Here is a 16,930-nt window from a genome sequence, read left to right as displayed (position 1 = left end):
GCCTACTTGGCAGCAGATATAGGCCGCCGCAGCGGCTGCTTCCAGGTTGCAAGCATCGAGATGACGGCACCTCGACCCCCGAGCGCGGTGGTCAACCCGTGGATGTTAGCTCTGCCCGGGCAGCGTTGCTGCCGCGCTTACCCGCCGGCCGTTTTGCATGGCGGCATCCTCTCTTTCAACAGGAATTCTGCATGTCTCACCAGTCCGAGCTGATTGCCAGCGATATCGAGCGCTATCTTCACGAGCATGAGAACAAGGACCTGCTGCGGTTTATCACCTGCGGCAGCGTGGATGACGGAAAGTCGACCCTGATCGGCCGCCTGCTGCATGACTCGAAGATGATCTATGAGGATCAGTTGGCGGCCATCACTCAGGCCTCTCGGACCAGTGGCACGACGGGGGATGAGGTGGACCTTGCCCTGCTTGTCGATGGACTGCAGTCCGAGCGAGAGCAAGGGATTACCATTGATGTGGCATACCGGTTTTTCTCCACCGACCGGCGCAAGTTCATCATTGCTGATACGCCTGGGCACGAGCAGTACACCCGCAACATGGCGACTGGGGCGTCGACGGCAAGTCTTGCCATTATCCTGATAGATGCGCGACATGGTGTGCAGACCCAGACACGGCGCCATAGCTTCATCTGTGACCTGCTAGGTATTCAACATCTGGTGGTAGCGATCAACAAGATGGATCTGGTGGGCTACGACCAGCGGCGCTATCAAGAGATCGTTGAACAATATCAGTCAGTTGTCGATCGCGTCAGCGCTCGGGATATCCGCTTTATGCCGATTTCAGCGCTCAAGGGTGACAATGTGGTGGAGCCAAGTAGCGAGATGCCCTGGTACGACGGGCCGAGCCTACTGGAGCTGCTGGAAACGGTGGAATTGCAGCATGACCAGAACTTGCGTGACCTGCGCTTGCCCGTGCAGTTCGTCAGTCGTCCTAACCTGGACTTTCGCGGTTATGCCGGCACGCTGACGTCCGGGATCTTGACGGCAGGTGCCACGATCAGAGTCCTGCCCCGGGGCACCACGAGCCAGGTGAAGCGAATCGTTACCATGGATGGGGATCTCGAGGCTGCGTTTCCGGGGCAGGCCATCATGGTCACTCTGGCTGGCGACATCGATGTCTCGCGAGGAGACTGGATCGTAGCTGCCGATGACCCTGTGACGCTATGCGATGGTTTCGAAGCCGATATCGTCTGGATGCATGAAACGCCGTTGGAACCCGGCAAGCTCTACGACATCAAGCTGGCTACGCGAGACCTGGCCGGGAAGGTAGTGGCCATTGATTACCTGATCGACGTCAACACCTTGGAGCAAAGACATGGTGTACAGCTCGATCTCAATGCCATTGCGCGCTGCCGCCTGGAGCTGACAGCCGAGGTGCCAGTAGATGACTACCGCCGCTACCCGGGCACCGGGTGTTTCATACTGATTGATCGGCTCACCAACCTGACCGTTGGTGCAGGCATGATTCATAGCCCTGTGGATAGCGAACTGCCGTATGAGTTTCGCAATCATGACAGCAAAGCCAGCGTGGTCTGGAACCGCACCACGGTCACCAAGGCCATGCGTGAGCGAACCAATGGGCATGCTGGCCGATGTGTCTGGTTCACCGGTCTATCTGGCTCCGGCAAGTCCACATTGGCGAATGCTCTGGAAGTCGAACTGAATCGACGTGGCTATCACACCATGATTCTCGATGGAGACAATATCCGTCACGGGCTGTGCAAAGATCTCGGGATGAATGAGAGAGATAGAGCAGAAAATATTCGGAGAGTCGGTGAAGTAGCACGTCTCTTCGCAGAATCCGGCGTCATTGTGATAACGGCGTTTATTTCACCTTTTCGCGCAGACAGAGAAGCCGCTAGAGCCCTGTTCGATCAGGATGGTTTTGTAGAAGTGTTCGTGGACACGCCCCTGGATGTGTGTGAGAAAAGAGACCCTAAGGGACTGTATCAAAAGGCAAGAGAGGGAAAAATTGCCGATTTCACTGGCATCAACAGCCCCTACGAAGCACCCGTCGATGCCGAAATCGTTGTGGATACTGAGAAGATGAGCGAGAAGGACATTATTGCGAAGTTACTGAAGTATATGTAAGCGTCTACCTAAAGCCATTTGGCGAGACAATCTCAGTGTTTTTGTCACGGTGATGTCGGGGTTATACATTTCTGTTAAACACGCTTTCCTGTTTGTGCAGATATACCACAGAAAGCGAGATTATCGCGAGCTCAGAAGCATGGCCGGACAATGCAGGGGACGAAAGGTAGATGCGATGGATGCTAAAGGGATGAAAGTAGGGGTGGGGGCAGGAAGAGCAATAAGCGCTGCCAGCAGGGCAGTGCACCAGCGCAGTCAGATACGACTGTCTGCCTTAGCACTGCTGTTGCTGTGGACCCTGGGGGGATGTACTCATTCGCCTATGGCGCCGACCCGTGTGGACGCCAGCATTATGGCTACACCGACTGGGCGGTCGTTAGATGCATCGCTGGCACGGTTTCTGACAGACGCTAGTGCGGGTAGCGTCACGGTCTTGCCGAGCAGCCCCTGGGGAGCCAATGCCGAGGTACAGGCAGATGCCCCCTACTTTGCTGCGAGTCGGCGAATCTGCCGTCATCTCACGATACGACGCGCCAACGCAGAGCGAATGGTGGCGGTGGCCTGCCGGGGTGAGCAAGGTAACTGGACCAGTGATCGATTGGTGACAGCGCTGTTTAACGGAGCGGAGACCTGGTGATGGCGTACATGGACGGTACGAGCGAGGGACGCAAGCTGGGTAATAGATCTGAAGTAGCAGAAGCGGACGGTGACAGTGAGAGCTGTCGAGCCGGGCTCTGCTCGCTGAAATACACCATGGCTCTCGTGGTGATGGTGTGGCTCATTATGTTGCCGATCGCTGCCATGGCACAGAGCCTGGTGCTGCCAGACGACATTCTGCCAGGCGCTCAACGGCAGGAAGGTGTTGAGGCGATCGACGACCGGCCCCGCACAAACTGGCATAACGATCACTATGGTCCCGTGGCTTCTTCGCCTATCTCCAGTACAACACCTAGCGTTGACCTGTTGCCGCCCTTTGGCGACAACCTTTTCGCGGGAGGGTTCCGCGGCACTATGGCGGACGGCTTGAATCGCGACTACCGAATCAAGCCCGGTGACCAGGTGACATTGAGGGCATGGGGGGCGGTAGAGTTTGATCGCGTGATACCTGTGGACGCGCAGGGCAATATCTTTCTGCCCTCTATAGGGCCGCTTGCGGTGCAAGGCTTGAGTCATGGTGAGCTGGATGCCAGGGTGCGGGCTGCCATTCAGAACATCTATCCCGACAATGTGCAGGTCTACACCAATCTCCAGGGTGTCCAGCCCGTGGGCGTCTATGTGACCGGCTACGTTCATAGCCCGGGTCGCTACGCAGGCACTCCATCAGACTCGATCCTGTACTTTCTTGATCAGGCCGGCGGCATCGACAACGCTCTTGGCAGCTATCGTCGGGTCAAGCTGATGCGCCAAGGGCAGCACTTAGCCAGCTTCGACCTTTATCGGTTTCTCCTGGATGGCAGTATTGCTCGGCCCCAGCTCCGCGATGGCGACACCATCGTGGTGGAGGAGCGTGGGCCGTCGATTGCGGTAACGGGAGACGTCGAGCGTGCCTATCGCTACGAGCTGTTGACGAACCAGTTGAGTGGTAGTGAGCTGGTCACTTTGGCGCGCCTGAAAAGTGGGGTATCACACGCTCTACTCAGGGGACAGAGAGCGACCGGCCCGATGGCGACGTATCTGACCCTGGCGGAGTTTGCGGGCCGCCAGATCAGGCCCGGCGATGAGGTCATCTTCAGCGCTGACCATCAGGAAGACACCATTGTGGTGACGTTGGAAGGGAGCTTTATGGGGCCGTCTCGATTTGCTCTCCCTATCGACGCTCGCTTGGGTGAGTTGCTGGATGCGGTCGCCGTCCAGCGAAACCTGTCTGCCAGCGGCAATGTCTCGATTCGTCGAGAAAGTGTCGCTTTCCAGCAGAAGCAGGCATTGGAAGATAGCCTGCGTCGTCTGGAAACAACCTATCTCGGGGCATCATCCGCTACTGACGAGGAAGCGCAGATCCGTGTTCGTGAGGCTGAGTTGATTCAGACCTTTGTAGCTCGTGCCCGTCAGCTGGAGCCTAGTGGGCGGCTCGTGGTGGCAAGTGATCAAGGGGTTGCGGACATCAGGTTGCAGGATGGTGATGTGGTAACCCTGCCCGAGGCGTCTGACTCGGTGCTGATCAGCGGTGAAGTCGTCGTTCCCCAGGCGATGGTCTTTCAGACGGGAGCTGGGCTTGATCACTATCTTGAGGCTGCAGGCGGGCTGACGCAGAGGGGGGATGACGACCATATTCTGGTGGTGAGGCAGAACGGCGCTGTGCGAAATGCGGATGATGTCGCGCTCCAGCCTGGAGATGAAATTCTGGTGATGCCCAAGGTACCGACCAAGAATCTCCAGCTGGCGACGAGCCTGACGCAGATTCTCTACCAGATTGCCGTGGCTACCAAGGTAGCGGTCGATCTGTAGAGTGGCAGCGGACCTGGAGGAGAGTACCGGCATGAGTCGTGCGGCAACGCGTCATCCCTGGGTGGTGACCCGCAGTGTGTGGTATGCGCTTTTCCTGCGGGAGGCGATAGCCCGCACCATGACGGACCGTATGGGCTGGTTCTGGATGGTGGCAGAACCCATTCTGTTCACGCTTATCATGGTTGCCATCCGTAGCTTCGTACATGCGGACAGTCTGATAATAGGTGCCCCTTTTCTGCCCTGGATGGTGGTCGGCTTAATGGGTTTCTTTCTTGTGCGAGAAGGCATGACCAGAGGCATGGGAGCTATAGGGGCGAATCAGGCACTATTTGCCTATCGGCAGGTGCTGCCTATCGATCCCGTGATGGTGCGGGTGGGCTTAGAAGGGCTGCTACGGTCTTTTATCTTTCTCCTCTTTATTGCTGGTGGCCTATTGCTTAAGGTCGATGCTATGGCCCCTGACGATGCGCTGATAGCTTTATCCTGGTGGCTGGCGCTGTGGGTGCTGGGGCTAGCACTGGGGCTGATCGTATCAGTGCTAGCCACCTTGGTGGCTGAAGTCGCCATTGTTCTAAGAATGGCAATGATGCCGATGCTGATCCTGTCTGGCGTCATTTTTCCGATTCAGGTGGCTCCCCATTGGGCGCAACAGTATTTGTTACTGAATCCTGTGGTACATGGGTTAGAACATCTAAGAAAAGGTTTTTTCGTTTCCTACTGGCCGGTGGCGGGGGGCAGCGCAGTATATTTCTGGCTGGTGACCCTGACATTGATGTCACTTGGGTTGATATTGCACCTTCGTTTTAAGCACCGTCTGATGGCGCATTGACTACGACGCCATGATAGAAATAGAGCATCTGTATAAGCGATATCACCATCACTTGGTCAGGGACTGGGTGCTGAGGGACATCCATCTGACGATTCCGGCAGGGGTCAGTGTGGGTGTGCTGGGGCGAAACGGCGCAGGAAAGTCGACGTTGCTTAGACTGATTGCGGGAATGGATACCGCAGAACGTGGACGCATCCGGCGTCACGTCAGGGTGTCCTGGCCGATGGGACTGGCGGGCGGTTTTCAGGGAAGCTTGACTGGGCGCCAGAACGTCAAGTTTGTAGCGCGCATTCATGGGGCTGGCAGGGATGTCAGTGAGGTTATCCGGCGCGTGGCGACATTTGCCGAGCTTGGCGAAGCCTTTGATGAGCCAATCCGTACCTATTCAAGTGGTATGCGTTCCCGGCTCAACTTTGGTCTTTCGCTCGCATTCGACTTTGATGTCTATTTGTCGGATGAGGCCACATCCGTAGGTGATCGTGCCTTCAGGGCCAAAGCCACTCAAGCCTTCAAGGAACGTGTAGGCCGATCAAGCCTGATCATGGTCTCTCACAGCGAGGGCATATTGCGAGAACTCTGCCAGGCTGGGATCTATTTGAAGGAAGGCCAGGCCTTCTGGTTCGATGACATTAATGATGCTATCGCCGTGTACCATCGTGACAGCGATCAGGTACTTGGGTCACGTACGACCACTAACCTCACTGAAACGGCCATGTTTCCTCAAGTGGCTCCAGGCCTATCAGAATCGTCAACCGCTATTGCTGGTCCTGAGACGTCTCTACCGGACGCCGAACAGCAACACCCCGAGCGTCAGCCCGCCGATGATAAAGTGGCATCATTCCGTTCCCCTAAGCCGACGGAAGGGCTTGACCAAATGCCTCTTGATGCGTTGAGAAGGCTGCTGAGGCGGCGGCGCCATACAATGATGCGCTGGCAGGCACGCCTGGACGAGTTAGGGGGCTCTGCCACGGCTGGCGATGTTCAGCCTGACGGAAAGTTGCATGAAAGCTTAGTCCTACGTCGCAATATCGCGCGGGACCGTCTGCACGAAGTTCGCCGAGCGATTCAAGCAAGGGACCCGGCACATCAACGTCATGGAACATCACCATGAAGATAGGCCCCATGGATAGCATCCGCCGGGGTATCGCCACCAAGGAACAAATACGATGTTGCGATGGTTGATGGGACGCCCACACTGGTTTGTGGTTTCTTTAGCGATTCTGTTCATGTCGTTCTACTGGCTTGTATGGGCTGAGGATCGCTATGTTTCTGAAGCCGTTGTGGTACTGGAAAGTCCGCAAATTGCGCCTGAAACGTTTAGTTTCTCAAGTCTTCTGGCCGGCGCGAATGTCGACAGCGATATGCTGCTTTTGAGAGAGTATTTACTCTCTGTCGATATGCTAAAATTGGCGGACAGACAGTTAGATTTACGTTCCCACTACAGTAAACATGGAGATTTTCCAGCAAGGTTATGGAACGCGGACGCACCGATAGAAGACATGCACGAGTACTATTTAAAGCGTGTGCGCGTGTCACTCGATGACTATGCAGGTGTTCTAAAGATTGAAGTACAAGCGTTTACTCCTGAGTTTGCTCAGCGGCTAACGTCCCTTCTGCTCGAGGCAGGCGAGTCGCATATGAATGAAATCGGGCAACGGCTCGCTGAAGAACAGGTAAGGTTTCTTGAAGTGCAGGTTGAACGTCTTTCTCTGAGGCTTGATCAGAGTCGAGAAGATCTACTCGATTATCAGAATACACATGGACTGGTATCCCCGACATCAACGGTTGACAGCCTGAATCAGGTTGTCGCAAGTCTTGAAGGTGAATTGGCCAGAATGCAGGCACGGAGGAGTGCCTTGGCCAGCTTCTCGAGCCAACGCTCGGCAGACATGGTCAGAGTAGAGAGTGAAATCACAGCGCTACGGCAACAGATCGATCGAGAGCAGGAACGGCTGGCCAAAGCAACAGGAGATTCTCTCAACCGGCTATCATCTGAATATCAGCGGCTTGAGTTGCGTGCCAGATTTGCACAGGAAACCTACTCGAGCGCACTGACTGCCTTGGAAGGGACCCGTATAGAGGCTGCTCGCAAGTTGAAGCAAGTGAGCGTGTTGCAGAGCCCACTTCTACCAGAATATGCGACACAGCCAGAACGGCTCTATAATCTTTCAATCTTCTCTATCGTAGCAATATTTATTGCTTTCATTGCTAGCATGTTGTGGATGATTGTTCAGGATCATAGAGACTAACGTAAGGCCAGGAATTAACTTGGCCATGGCGCATAACAAACTCTACGGAATACTAACACCTCTGACTCCTTTAAATCGATTACTGAATCATATCTTGATGGCCCTTATGCCTGGCCAGCTTCAATCGCACTACTATCTTCTTCTCCCGGCTAGCAGTGGTCATCCTGAAAGGATGCTGTCCACGGCACTGGGCCGATCACTTGCACGATTACCAGAGGCGCTATATGACCAAGACCTTTCTTGTAACCGGGGGGGCTGGCTTTATCGGTTCGGCCGTAGTCAGAGAGCTGATTGCTAATACCTCTCACCGCGTCATCAATGTCGACAAGTTGACGTATGCCGGGAACTTGGCCTCTGTCGCCTCCGTGGCGTATGACGCTCGCTACACCTTTGAGCGCGCCGACATTTGTGATGATGACGCCATGGCGAGAATTTTCGAACAATATCAGCCGGATGTTGTCATGCACCTGGCAGCCGAAAGTCATGTCGATAGATCCATTGATGGTCCGCGGGAATTTATCCAGACCAATGTAGTGGGAACGCTGACACTGCTTGAGGTGGCACGTGCGTATTGGGAGCGCACCAAGCAAAGCGAAGAAGACAAAGCCAGGGGGTTTCGTTTTCATCACATCTCTACGGATGAGGTGTACGGAGACCTGGATGATGATGGTAGCCTTTTTACTGAGCAGACCCCCTACGCCCCCAGCTCACCTTACTCGGCTAGCAAAGCGGGATCAGATCATCTTGTTCGAGCATGGCTACGTACCTATGGCTTACCCTGCATCATCACTAACTGCTCCAACAACTATGGCCCTTACCACTTTCCCGAGAAGTTGATTCCGTTGATGATTCTCAAAGCGCTACAAGGAAGTCCCTTGCCCGTTTACGGTGACGGAGGGCAGGTGAGGGACTGGTTATATGTGGAAGATCACGCCCGTGCCTTGGTGCAGGTAGCAACGGAGGGAGTAGTGGGTGACACCTACAATATTGGTGGTCATAACGAAAAAACCAATCTGGAAGTGGTGCACATGCTCTGCGACCTTCTGATGGAGATGGCGCCGTCAACACATCACTATCGGGACCTTATTACCTACGTCAATGATCGTCCAGGGCATGACCGGCGCTATGCCATCGATGCCTCCTATATACAGCGAACGCTTGGCTGGGAACCTCGCGAGACCTTCGAATCAGGCTTGCGCAAGACCGTCTCCTGGTATCTTGCCAATGAGCGATGGTGGAAGGCAGTCCAGGATGGAAGTTACCGCGCCGAGCGGCTGGGTGTATTGACATGAGCGTAGTGTTGCTGGGAGCGTCTGGTCAGGTAGGGCACGAGTTGCGCAAGGCTCTGGCGATTCATGCTGACGTGCAGGCACCCTCCCGGCCCGAACTCGACCTCGCCGATATAGATCAGGTGCGCGCCTACCTATCCCATTATCATCCTCAGTGGGTGATAAACGCCGCGGCGTACACCGCAGTGGATAAGGCAGAGAGCGAGACCGAGCTTGCCTTTCGACTCAACGCTGGGTTACCAGCCTGTCTAGCCAAATACTGTGCCGAGCGAGACATATTACTGACGCATTACTCTAGCGACTATGTGTACCCAGGCGATGGAGAGCATTCCTGGAAGGAAGATAGTCCGACAGGACCCTTGTCCTACTACGGGCAGTCCAAATTGGCAGGCGACAAAGCGGTGCAGGCCAGTGGCTGTGCAAGCCAGATATTCCGTACCAGCTGGGTGTACAGCGCTAGGGGCAACAACTTCATGAAGACCATGCTGAGACTTGGTCGTGAGCGTAAATCATTATCTGTCGTTGATGACCAAGTAGGCTCACCGACACCCGCCCGTTTGATTGCGGACATGACGGTATGGGCTTGGCAGCGATATCTGGATGACCAGGAACTAACTGGAATGTTTCACCTAGCCCCAAGAGGAGAGGTGTCATGGTACGGTTTTGCCCGAGAGATCTTTCGTCTAGCGAGAGAGGCGAATATCCCGCTCGCGATAGATGAGGCGGCGCTGGTGCCTCTTGCGACAAGCGAATATCCCACCGCGGCGACGCGCCCTTCCAACTCCCGTCTTTGTCTTCGCCGTACTGAGAGCACCTTCGGAGTGAGACTGCCACATTGGAAGGAACAGCTGGCGCTAACCCTGACAGATTACCTGAAATAGGAAAGCGTTCGAAGTTAATGCTGTTGGCGTTCTGGAAGGGGGCGTATTTTCGCGGCTCTGAGTAGCGCCTTTCCTGACGCTAATTTGCAGGTTGCCTGTGTCCATCTGAGCTTATCACTCTCACTTTACGTTGGCTGAAAGGTGTGTGTCTTACACAACACACTCCACTACTGGCTTCTCTATATTGTCGATATAGCTCCATGTGCTTGAGGGGCAGTCAAACGATTTTAAAAGTAGTAAAGTAAATAACTGGTCAGTAAGTTCTTTAGAAAGACAGATTTTCAGTCTGTCCAACGATATTATTCTGCTTTCCTTGATGTTTAATCCCGTCCTCCCCTTCGTCGCGTTTCTACCTTGTCCTGTATGTCGTCGACACCGCACTGAATATGTTAGCCAACCCGCTTATAAAAATAGCGTGCCCAGTGGTCAGTATCCCCAGAGGTCTTCACCATGAATCGTAAGGGTATTATCCTTGCCGGAGGTTCCGGCACACGTCTACATCCCATTACTCACGGCGTGTCGAAGCAGCTGCTTCCGGTCTACGATAAGCCAATGATTTACTATCCGCTATCCGTTCTGATGTTGGCGGGAATACGCGACATTCTTGTAATTTCCACGCCTGAGGATCTACCCGTATACCGTCAGCTACTGGGGAACGGTGAAAAATTCGGTGTTTCCCTTAACTATGCCATTCAGCCGAAACCCGAGGGCCTTGCCCAGGCGTTTATCATTGGCGAGGACTTTATCGGCAGTGATCCGGTCTGTTTGGTTTTGGGAGATAACATTTTTCACGGGCAACATTTCTCAGAGCAGCTGCTGAGGGCGTCGGATCAATGCCGTGGAGCTACTGTCTTTGGATACTTCGTTAAGGATCCCGAGAGATTTGGTGTCGTCGAGTTCGATCAAAACGGCCGTGCCATATCGATCGAGGAAAAACCGACACGCCCGAAGTCATCCTATGCAGTGACCGGTCTCTATTTTTACGACAATGATGTTGTCGATATTGCTAAAAGTGTGAAGCCTTCCGCCAGGGGAGAGCTGGAGATCACCTGTATCAATAACGAATATCTGGACCGTGGCCTCCTTCACGTGGAGCGCCTGGGAAGGGGGTTTGCGTGGCTCGACACCGGGACACATGACAGCCTTCTCGAGGCAGCTCAATACGTACAGACAGTAGAGCATCGTCAGGGACTGAAGATTGCGTGCCTGGAAGAAATTGCCTGGACTCAGGGATGGATTAGTGACGAATTCCTTTTATACCAGGCCGCAGGGCTAGCCAAGACGGGCTATGGAGTCTATCTAAAACAATTGGTGTCGTCCAAGGCAGTCGGGCTATGACAGGCCAAGCATAAGGGGAAGGAATAGGTCAATGAATGCAGAGAAGCTGGCAATACCCGATGTTGTGCTAATGACCCCCAAAGTGTTTGGTGACGAACGGGGATTCTTTATGGAGACATTTCGCCAAGAGCTCTTTAATGAGCACTGCGGCGATCAGCAATTTGTGCAAGATAATCATAGTCGTTCAGAGCAACATATTCTGAGAGGGCTCCATTATCAGCTTAAGCAACCACAAGGAAAGCTGGTGCGAGTCATTCGGGGCGAGGTGTTTGATGTTGCAGTCGACATGCGACGTCACAGTGACACTTACGGAAAGTGGGTGGGGGCTTTTCTTAGTGAGGACAACCGGCAAATGCTGTGGGTACCTCCAGGTTTTGCTCATGGATTCTTTGTCACCAGTGACCAAGCCGAATTTGTTTACAAGTGTACTGATTACTATGCACCAGGTGATGAGGTGTCGATTCGTTGGGATGACGAGACACTGTCGATAGGTTGGCCTCTAAGTGGCTGTACTCCACGCGTGTCTGACAAAGACGCACGAGGGATGGCATTTATCGATGCCCCCGGCTACTAGATGATAGATAGGGAGTGGAAGTAGTGGATGATGAATCAGGGCAGGGGCAGGCCTCTTCGGAGTATCCGGATCTGACGAATTTGGCGTTATCAGCAAGGCTACGGCGTATGCAGACGTCGCTCAGTTGGCGTGCGACCAAACCACTTCGTGATCTGGGCGGCCTGTATCACAAGTACATCAGAAAGAGCAGTCGGCTGGACCTGCTCCCTATCCACGAACTGCAGCTGATTACGAGAGATAATCGGGTCATATGGGTCGCGGTGGGTGATGATCCCCAGTTTCTGCTGACACCGCTTAACCCGGCTGTCTTAAAACAAGGCGGTTGGTTTAGTCTGGAGTATGAGTTCTCAGCGCGCTTTGCTGTCGAGCAGTGCGTGTACCTGGACTATGGGGACGGTTTCCAGCCTGATGTCGTGTGGACACGCGCTATTGCCAAGCCTGGGCGGCAACGCCTTGTCGTCTACATTCCGAGGGGGACGCAAGGTCTTCGGTTGGACCCCATGACCCGACCGGGAGAATTCCAACTCGACGACCCGGTGCTGAGACGAATCGACCCACCTCAGTTAGAACGTCCCTGGTCGGGTATCGATGGCTTTCTCAAGTGCTGCGAAGGTTGTACTGTCACCCTCACAGAGGCCCAACAACTCGAGCGTTGCCTAGAAGGGGAATTCCATTGGCGATCCCATGGAACTGATCCCGCTTTCACCGTGAGCCGACGAGCCCAGGATGGCTTGAGTGAGGGCTGGTGTCGAATCGAGTTCATTATCACAGGTGAGTACCAGCATCAGGTCGCCAAGCTTTACATCGACTATGGTGAAGGCTTTACGGAGGATGAGTCCTACCCGGTGCCGTTTCAGTCTGGCATGTCCACCTCGAGGGTGCTGCGCCTATCAGGAGATGTGGTCAATATTCGTTTCGACCCTTGGGAACGGGAGGGACTGTTTCGACTCGAGCGACTGTGCATCGATAATATTTTGGAGGGTGACGCCCACAGGGACATTGCCAGTAGACTGGCCACTAGTCGCCCTGAGTATGCCGGCCTGTCGGCATCGGACATATGGTTGGGTGCGGTCAATGATGTCTCGATGGAAGAAGGCGAACATTATGGTGAGCCCGCCAAGATCTCGCAGTCAGAAGGCAAAGTCAAAGACCTAGAAGGCCCTGAGGATATCCTCCATCGATTACTGGAGGATTACGCCGAGACCTTCATCGTTAATGAGGCCGAGCTTTCCTACCAAAAATGGATTGATGAGGTAGAAACGCTCGACTTACCCAGCAGAGACACGATTAAGGATTTCATTTCGACGATACCATCACCGGTCGTTATCTCGATTTTGGTTCCCGTTTACAATACCGATGAGCACCTCTTGGCGCAATGTATTGAGTCAGTGATCGCCCAGTCGTACCCTCATTGGGAGCTGTGTCTTGTCGACGATGCCTCTCCGTCACCACATGTGTCAAAGGTGTTGAAGGCGTATAGTGAGAGAGACAAACGCATCAAGTACCATCTGCGAGAAGATAACGGCCACATTTCCAAAACCACCAACGATGCCCTCGCTCTTGCAACAGGAGAGTACGTGGCGTTGCTGGATCACGACGACGAACTGGCAGTAGATGCCTTGTATTTCGTTGCTAGAGAAATTTCTGAACACCTCGACGCCCAAATCATCTATAGCGATGAAGACAAAATTGATTTCGCTGGTATGCGTTGTGAGCCACATTTTAAACCAGATTGGAATGTGGATCTTCTCTATTCACAGAACTATGTTTCTCATCTGGGTGTGTATCAAAGAAAGATCGTTGAGAAGATTGGTGGCTTTCGCGTAGGTGTCGAAGGATCGCAGGACTATGACCTTGTCTTGAGGTGTCTGCCCCACGTGCATCCGGACAATATTCGGCATATTCCTCGTGTACTGTATCACTGGCGAGCTATCGAAGGGTCCACAGCACTGGCTGAAGAGGGAAAAGACTATACAACATCCGCTGGGATCCAGGCATTACAAGATCACTTCATGTCCTCTGCGATAGAGGGAGCAATGGTTCAGCAGGGGATGGTGGCAAATACCTACCGTGTGCAGTGGCCGATTCCTCAACCTTCACCGCTTGTGAGTATGTTGATTCCTACCAGAGATAAGAAGGAAGTTACGGAGTTGGCAGTACGTAGCATTCTTGAGAAGACACTGTATTCACATTACGAAATCATTATTCTTGATAATGGTAGTGTTGAGCCGGAGACTCATGCATTCTTTGAGGAAATTCAGCGTGAGGACTCCCGTGTTACTGTGGTGCGATATGATCATCCCTTTAATTACTCTGCTATCAACAACTTTGGCGCGACCTTGGCCAAAGGAAGTGTTATCGGTTTGATTAATAATGATGTGGAGGTCATCTCGCCAGAATGGCTAGGAGAAATGGTATCTCACGTCTGCCGAGAGGATGTAGGTTGCGTGGGAGCAAAACTGTATTATGGCAACGACACAATTCAACATGCAGGCGTCATCGTAGGCTTGGGGGGCGTTGCCGGCCATTCTCATAAGCACTTTCCCAAAGAGTCTGGTGGTTACTTCAATCGTCTCAAGGTGGTGCAATCAGTGACAGCCGTGACAGCAGCCTGTCTGTTGGTCAGAAGGGATGTTTATAACGAAGTTGGTGGGCTTAACGAAAACGAATTGAAGGTTGCGTTTAACGACGTTGACTTTTGTTTAAAGGTACACGCTGCCGGGTATCGTAACATCTGGACGCCGTATGCCGAGTTGTATCATCACGAGTCTATTAGTCGCGGAGCTGAGGATAATCCTGAAAAAGTCGCCAGGTTCAATGCTGAAATAGAGTATATGAAGAATTCGTGGGGACGTATCATCGATCATGATCCAAGTTATAACCCCTGCCTGACAAAGAGTCGCGAGGATTTTTCCATTGGTGGACGATAATGACTGCCGTATTAAATATCACTAGCGGAGCTAGTGAGAGAGCTCGGAGGGATGATGGCTAAAAATAATGCGTTAATTAACAAGGGTGTCGTTGTTGTCGGAAACCCTAAGTCGGACAAGACGTCTCCTATTATTGTCATTGGTACGGCGCGCGGCGGGACGTCTATGGTGGCGGGCGTCTTGGCTAGATTGGGCGTTTATATGGGGGATCAGGCCAGTCATCCGGTCTACGAGGACGTTCGTCTTTCTGGAGCATTCGAGCGTAATCAACTTGCCAAGGCGAAGCATATCATTAACGAATACTCCATGAAGCATGTGTACTGGGGGTGGAAGCGTCCGTCGATCATTGATCACCTTCCCGAAGTTGATGCCCTGGTACCGAATGCGCGTTATATCTTTATCTATAAGGACATACTCTCGATTGCTCAAAGAAATTCTATCTCCATGCTTGAACAAGTCACCATGGGGATGGGCCGTGCACTGACGCAGTATCAAAAGACTTTGGGCTTTATTAATAGCCACACCCCTCATGCTATGCTGGTGTCGTATGATAAGGCCACTGCATATCCAGAGGTATTTCTCTCTATATTAGAGGAATTTTGTTCTCTCCAGCCATCGAGGGAGCAGCGTGATAGTGCACGTTCTTTTATTGATCCAGAACCCGAGGATTATATTGAATCCACCCGCATAACGAAATCGCAAGGCAGCCTTGTGGCTTTTGATGGGCAGCATGTCAAGGGATGGGCTCAATATGTTCATCGAGGGCGGCATGCCGAGGTCGAGATATTCATTGGTGAGCGCTCTATTGGCGTAGTGACTGCTAATGAAGCAGATCCGGGTTGTGGTGCACCCGATAACTTGGCTTGCGGCTTTTCCTTCACTTTGCCGGATGATGAAAGTGTACTGCCTGGTGAATGCGTAAGGGCAAGGGTCGTCAACGATGTTGTTGATTTGGTCAACTCACCGCTGAGGATGAACTAGCAATGGAGAAGCTTTGTCTTTCTGGAATTGTAAAAAATGAAGTTGACTACATGGTGGAATGGGTGGCCTGGCATCACCTCGCCGGTTTTGACAATATCATCGTAGCTGACAACATGTCGAACGATGGCACGAGATCATTGCTTGAGGCGATGGAGCTAATTGGGTGCCTCAAACTAATATATCAGCCGACTTTGGCCAAAAATACTCAAGCGCATTGTTACAACCGGGTGTTAGAAATTGCTCTCGGCAAGTTTGAATTTGTGATGTTTCTTGACGCTGACGAGTTTCTGGTGCACGAAAGTCAACGTCATGGGGAGGAGCGGCGCTGCCTTGAACAGCTAGTTGGTGCGGGTGATGTCGGCAGTGTCTGTGTTAACTGGCGATGTTTTGGTTCCGGAGGCCTAATCAAGAAGACTCCGGAGCCTGTCCTTCAGCGGTTTACTCACTGCTCGGGCGACCCTAACTTTGAAGGAGATCGTCATGTGAAAAGTCTGGTCAAAGTCGATCATGTTAAGAGTTTAGGAATTCACGCCAGCTTGTTGATTTCTGACCTTAAATATGTTGATTGCATGGGGAAGGAAATCTTAGACTTTTCGCAACGGGCTGGCCAGACTGTTAAGCCTGGCCCATTATGTGGTTTGACAGGTGATGTTCGCAAGGGGCCTTTGCGAGTGCATCACTATGCCGTAAAGACAAAGGAGGAGTTCGCCGCTAAATGTCGACGCGGAAGTGCAGCTAGCACTAGCCTTACGCGAGGTGAAAATTATTTCAAGCATCTTGATGTCCATGGCGAGCAATTTTTCTTTGACCCAGGGAAGCTAAGTCGCCTTGAACGAGAAATGGCGGGGTTGGATCAGCGCTTAGCCAGTGAGACCCCATTAGGCCGCCCTCTGAGGGGGATCGTGATTGTATCTAATGCTACCACGGTGATGGGCTGGATCACGGACTTGCAAGGTGAGGCGGGTGGTCTATTTGTGAACATATTTGTCAATGGCGTGCATGTGGGGCGTGTTTCGGCTGACATGTATCGTCCAGATCTTCTACATTCAGGGAGGTCAGTGGACGGATACTGTGGTTTTCGTTGGACGCACTCTCTTCCGTTGAAGCGTGGCGACAGGGTAACGGTGACACCCCACGCCAATGCATCTAATTTGGGCGGCCATAGTAATACCATTATCGGCGAAGATTGATATTCCAGTTTTTTATTAGAAAAATAGTAACTTAGCGCTTGAGAGATATCAGGATTCGTGGTGGAGACTGTTGCTATATTATGTGACAGGCGCACACTCTTTTTTGGATCTCTACGATA

13 protein-coding genes are annotated in these 16,930 nt (G+C 52.8%); all 13 read left to right on the top strand.

Annotation, left to right across the window (positions count from 1 at the left end; all coding sequences use genetic code 11):
- Nucleotides 1-191: 191 nt before the first annotated feature.
- Complete coding sequence (gene cysN / locus KUV86_RS06025) at nt 192-2,105, top strand: sulfate adenylyltransferase subunit CysN (protein ID WP_222484089.1); 1,914 nt, start codon at nt 192-194, stop codon at nt 2,103-2,105.
- A 352-nt stretch (nt 2,106-2,457) separates the two neighbouring features.
- On the top strand, nt 2,458-2,742 hold the full coding sequence (locus KUV86_RS06020; protein WP_222484087.1) for a DVU3141 family protein: 285 nt from the start codon (nt 2,458-2,460) through the stop codon (nt 2,740-2,742).
- 146 nt (nt 2,743-2,888) lie between these two features.
- The gene (locus tag KUV86_RS06015) at nt 2,889-4,550 is read left to right on the top strand and encodes a polysaccharide biosynthesis/export family protein (protein ID WP_261397560.1); all 1,662 of its coding nucleotides are present in this window, start codon (nt 2,889-2,891) and stop codon (nt 4,548-4,550) included.
- A 31-nt stretch (nt 4,551-4,581) separates the two neighbouring features.
- Nucleotides 4,582-5,379 carry an ABC transporter permease gene (locus KUV86_RS06010; protein ID WP_222484083.1) on the top strand — a complete coding sequence of 266 codons (798 nt, stop codon included), beginning with the start codon at nt 4,582-4,584 and terminating at the stop codon, nt 5,377-5,379.
- A gap of 10 nt (nt 5,380-5,389) precedes the next feature.
- Entirely contained in the window at nt 5,390-6,490 is a 1,101-nt protein-coding gene (locus KUV86_RS06005) for an ABC transporter ATP-binding protein (RefSeq protein WP_222484080.1), read from the top strand.
- A gap of 55 nt (nt 6,491-6,545) precedes the next feature.
- The gene (locus KUV86_RS06000) at nt 6,546-7,628 is read left to right on the top strand and encodes a chain-length determining protein (RefSeq protein WP_222484078.1); all 1,083 of its coding nucleotides are present in this window, start codon (nt 6,546-6,548) and stop codon (nt 7,626-7,628) included.
- A gap of 224 nt (nt 7,629-7,852) precedes the next feature.
- On the top strand, nt 7,853-8,920 hold the full coding sequence (gene rfbB, locus KUV86_RS05995) for a dTDP-glucose 4,6-dehydratase (RefSeq protein ID WP_222484076.1): 1,068 nt from the start codon (nt 7,853-7,855) through the stop codon (nt 8,918-8,920).
- Nucleotides 8,917-9,798 (top strand): dTDP-4-dehydrorhamnose reductase, encoded by an 882-nt coding sequence (gene rfbD / locus KUV86_RS05990; protein ID WP_222484074.1) that lies wholly within the window; start codon nt 8,917-8,919, stop codon nt 9,796-9,798. The genes rfbB and rfbD overlap by 4 nt, the downstream gene beginning before the upstream one ends.
- 450 nt (nt 9,799-10,248) lie before the next feature.
- Nucleotides 10,249-11,136: a glucose-1-phosphate thymidylyltransferase RfbA gene (rfbA, locus tag KUV86_RS05985; protein WP_222484072.1), complete on the top strand. Its 888-nt coding sequence runs from the start codon at nt 10,249-10,251 to the stop codon at nt 11,134-11,136.
- A 31-nt stretch (nt 11,137-11,167) separates the two neighbouring features.
- Complete coding sequence (gene rfbC / locus KUV86_RS05980) at nt 11,168-11,710, top strand: dTDP-4-dehydrorhamnose 3,5-epimerase (RefSeq protein ID WP_222484070.1); 543 nt, start codon at nt 11,168-11,170, stop codon at nt 11,708-11,710.
- A 23-nt stretch (nt 11,711-11,733) separates the two neighbouring features.
- Entirely contained in the window at nt 11,734-14,640 is a 2,907-nt protein-coding gene (locus tag KUV86_RS20060) for a glycosyltransferase family 2 protein (RefSeq protein WP_222484068.1), read from the top strand.
- A gap of 51 nt (nt 14,641-14,691) precedes the next feature.
- Nucleotides 14,692-15,621 carry a hypothetical protein gene (locus KUV86_RS05970; protein WP_222484066.1) on the top strand — a complete coding sequence of 310 codons (930 nt, stop codon included), beginning with the start codon at nt 14,692-14,694 and terminating at the stop codon, nt 15,619-15,621.
- Nucleotides 15,622-15,623: 2 nt separating this feature from the next.
- On the top strand, nt 15,624-16,811 hold the full coding sequence (locus KUV86_RS05965) for a glycosyltransferase family 2 protein (protein WP_222484064.1): 1,188 nt from the start codon (nt 15,624-15,626) through the stop codon (nt 16,809-16,811).
- Nucleotides 16,812-16,930: the final 119 nt, after the last annotated feature.

It is taken from the genome of Halomonas sp. DP8Y7-3, assembly GCF_019801675.1.
Classification (GTDB): domain Bacteria; phylum Pseudomonadota; class Gammaproteobacteria; order Pseudomonadales; family Halomonadaceae; genus Halomonas; species Halomonas litopenaei_A.
This window is presented reverse-complemented; position numbering and strand designations above follow the sequence as displayed.

Coding starts and splice junctions, on each gene's coding strand:
- cysN (WP_222484089.1), top strand. CDS start 192: ATGTCTCACCAGTCCGAGCTGATTGCCAGCGATATCGAGCGCTATCTT.
- KUV86_RS06020 (WP_222484087.1), top strand. CDS start 2,458: ATGGCTACACCGACTGGGCGGTCGTTAGATGCATCGCTGGCACGGTTT.
- KUV86_RS06015 (WP_261397560.1), top strand. CDS start 2,889: ATGTTGCCGATCGCTGCCATGGCACAGAGCCTGGTGCTGCCAGACGAC.
- KUV86_RS06010 (WP_222484083.1), top strand. CDS start 4,582: ATGAGTCGTGCGGCAACGCGTCATCCCTGGGTGGTGACCCGCAGTGTG.
- KUV86_RS06005 (WP_222484080.1), top strand. CDS start 5,390: ATGATAGAAATAGAGCATCTGTATAAGCGATATCACCATCACTTGGTC.
- KUV86_RS06000 (WP_222484078.1), top strand. CDS start 6,546: ATGTTGCGATGGTTGATGGGACGCCCACACTGGTTTGTGGTTTCTTTA.
- rfbB (WP_222484076.1), top strand. CDS start 7,853: ATGACCAAGACCTTTCTTGTAACCGGGGGGGCTGGCTTTATCGGTTCG.
- rfbD (WP_222484074.1), top strand. CDS start 8,917: ATGAGCGTAGTGTTGCTGGGAGCGTCTGGTCAGGTAGGGCACGAGTTG.
- rfbA (WP_222484072.1), top strand. CDS start 10,249: ATGAATCGTAAGGGTATTATCCTTGCCGGAGGTTCCGGCACACGTCTA.
- rfbC (WP_222484070.1), top strand. CDS start 11,168: ATGAATGCAGAGAAGCTGGCAATACCCGATGTTGTGCTAATGACCCCC.
- KUV86_RS05970 (WP_222484066.1), top strand. CDS start 14,692: ATGATGGCTAAAAATAATGCGTTAATTAACAAGGGTGTCGTTGTTGTC.
- KUV86_RS05965 (WP_222484064.1), top strand. CDS start 15,624: ATGGAGAAGCTTTGTCTTTCTGGAATTGTAAAAAATGAAGTTGACTAC.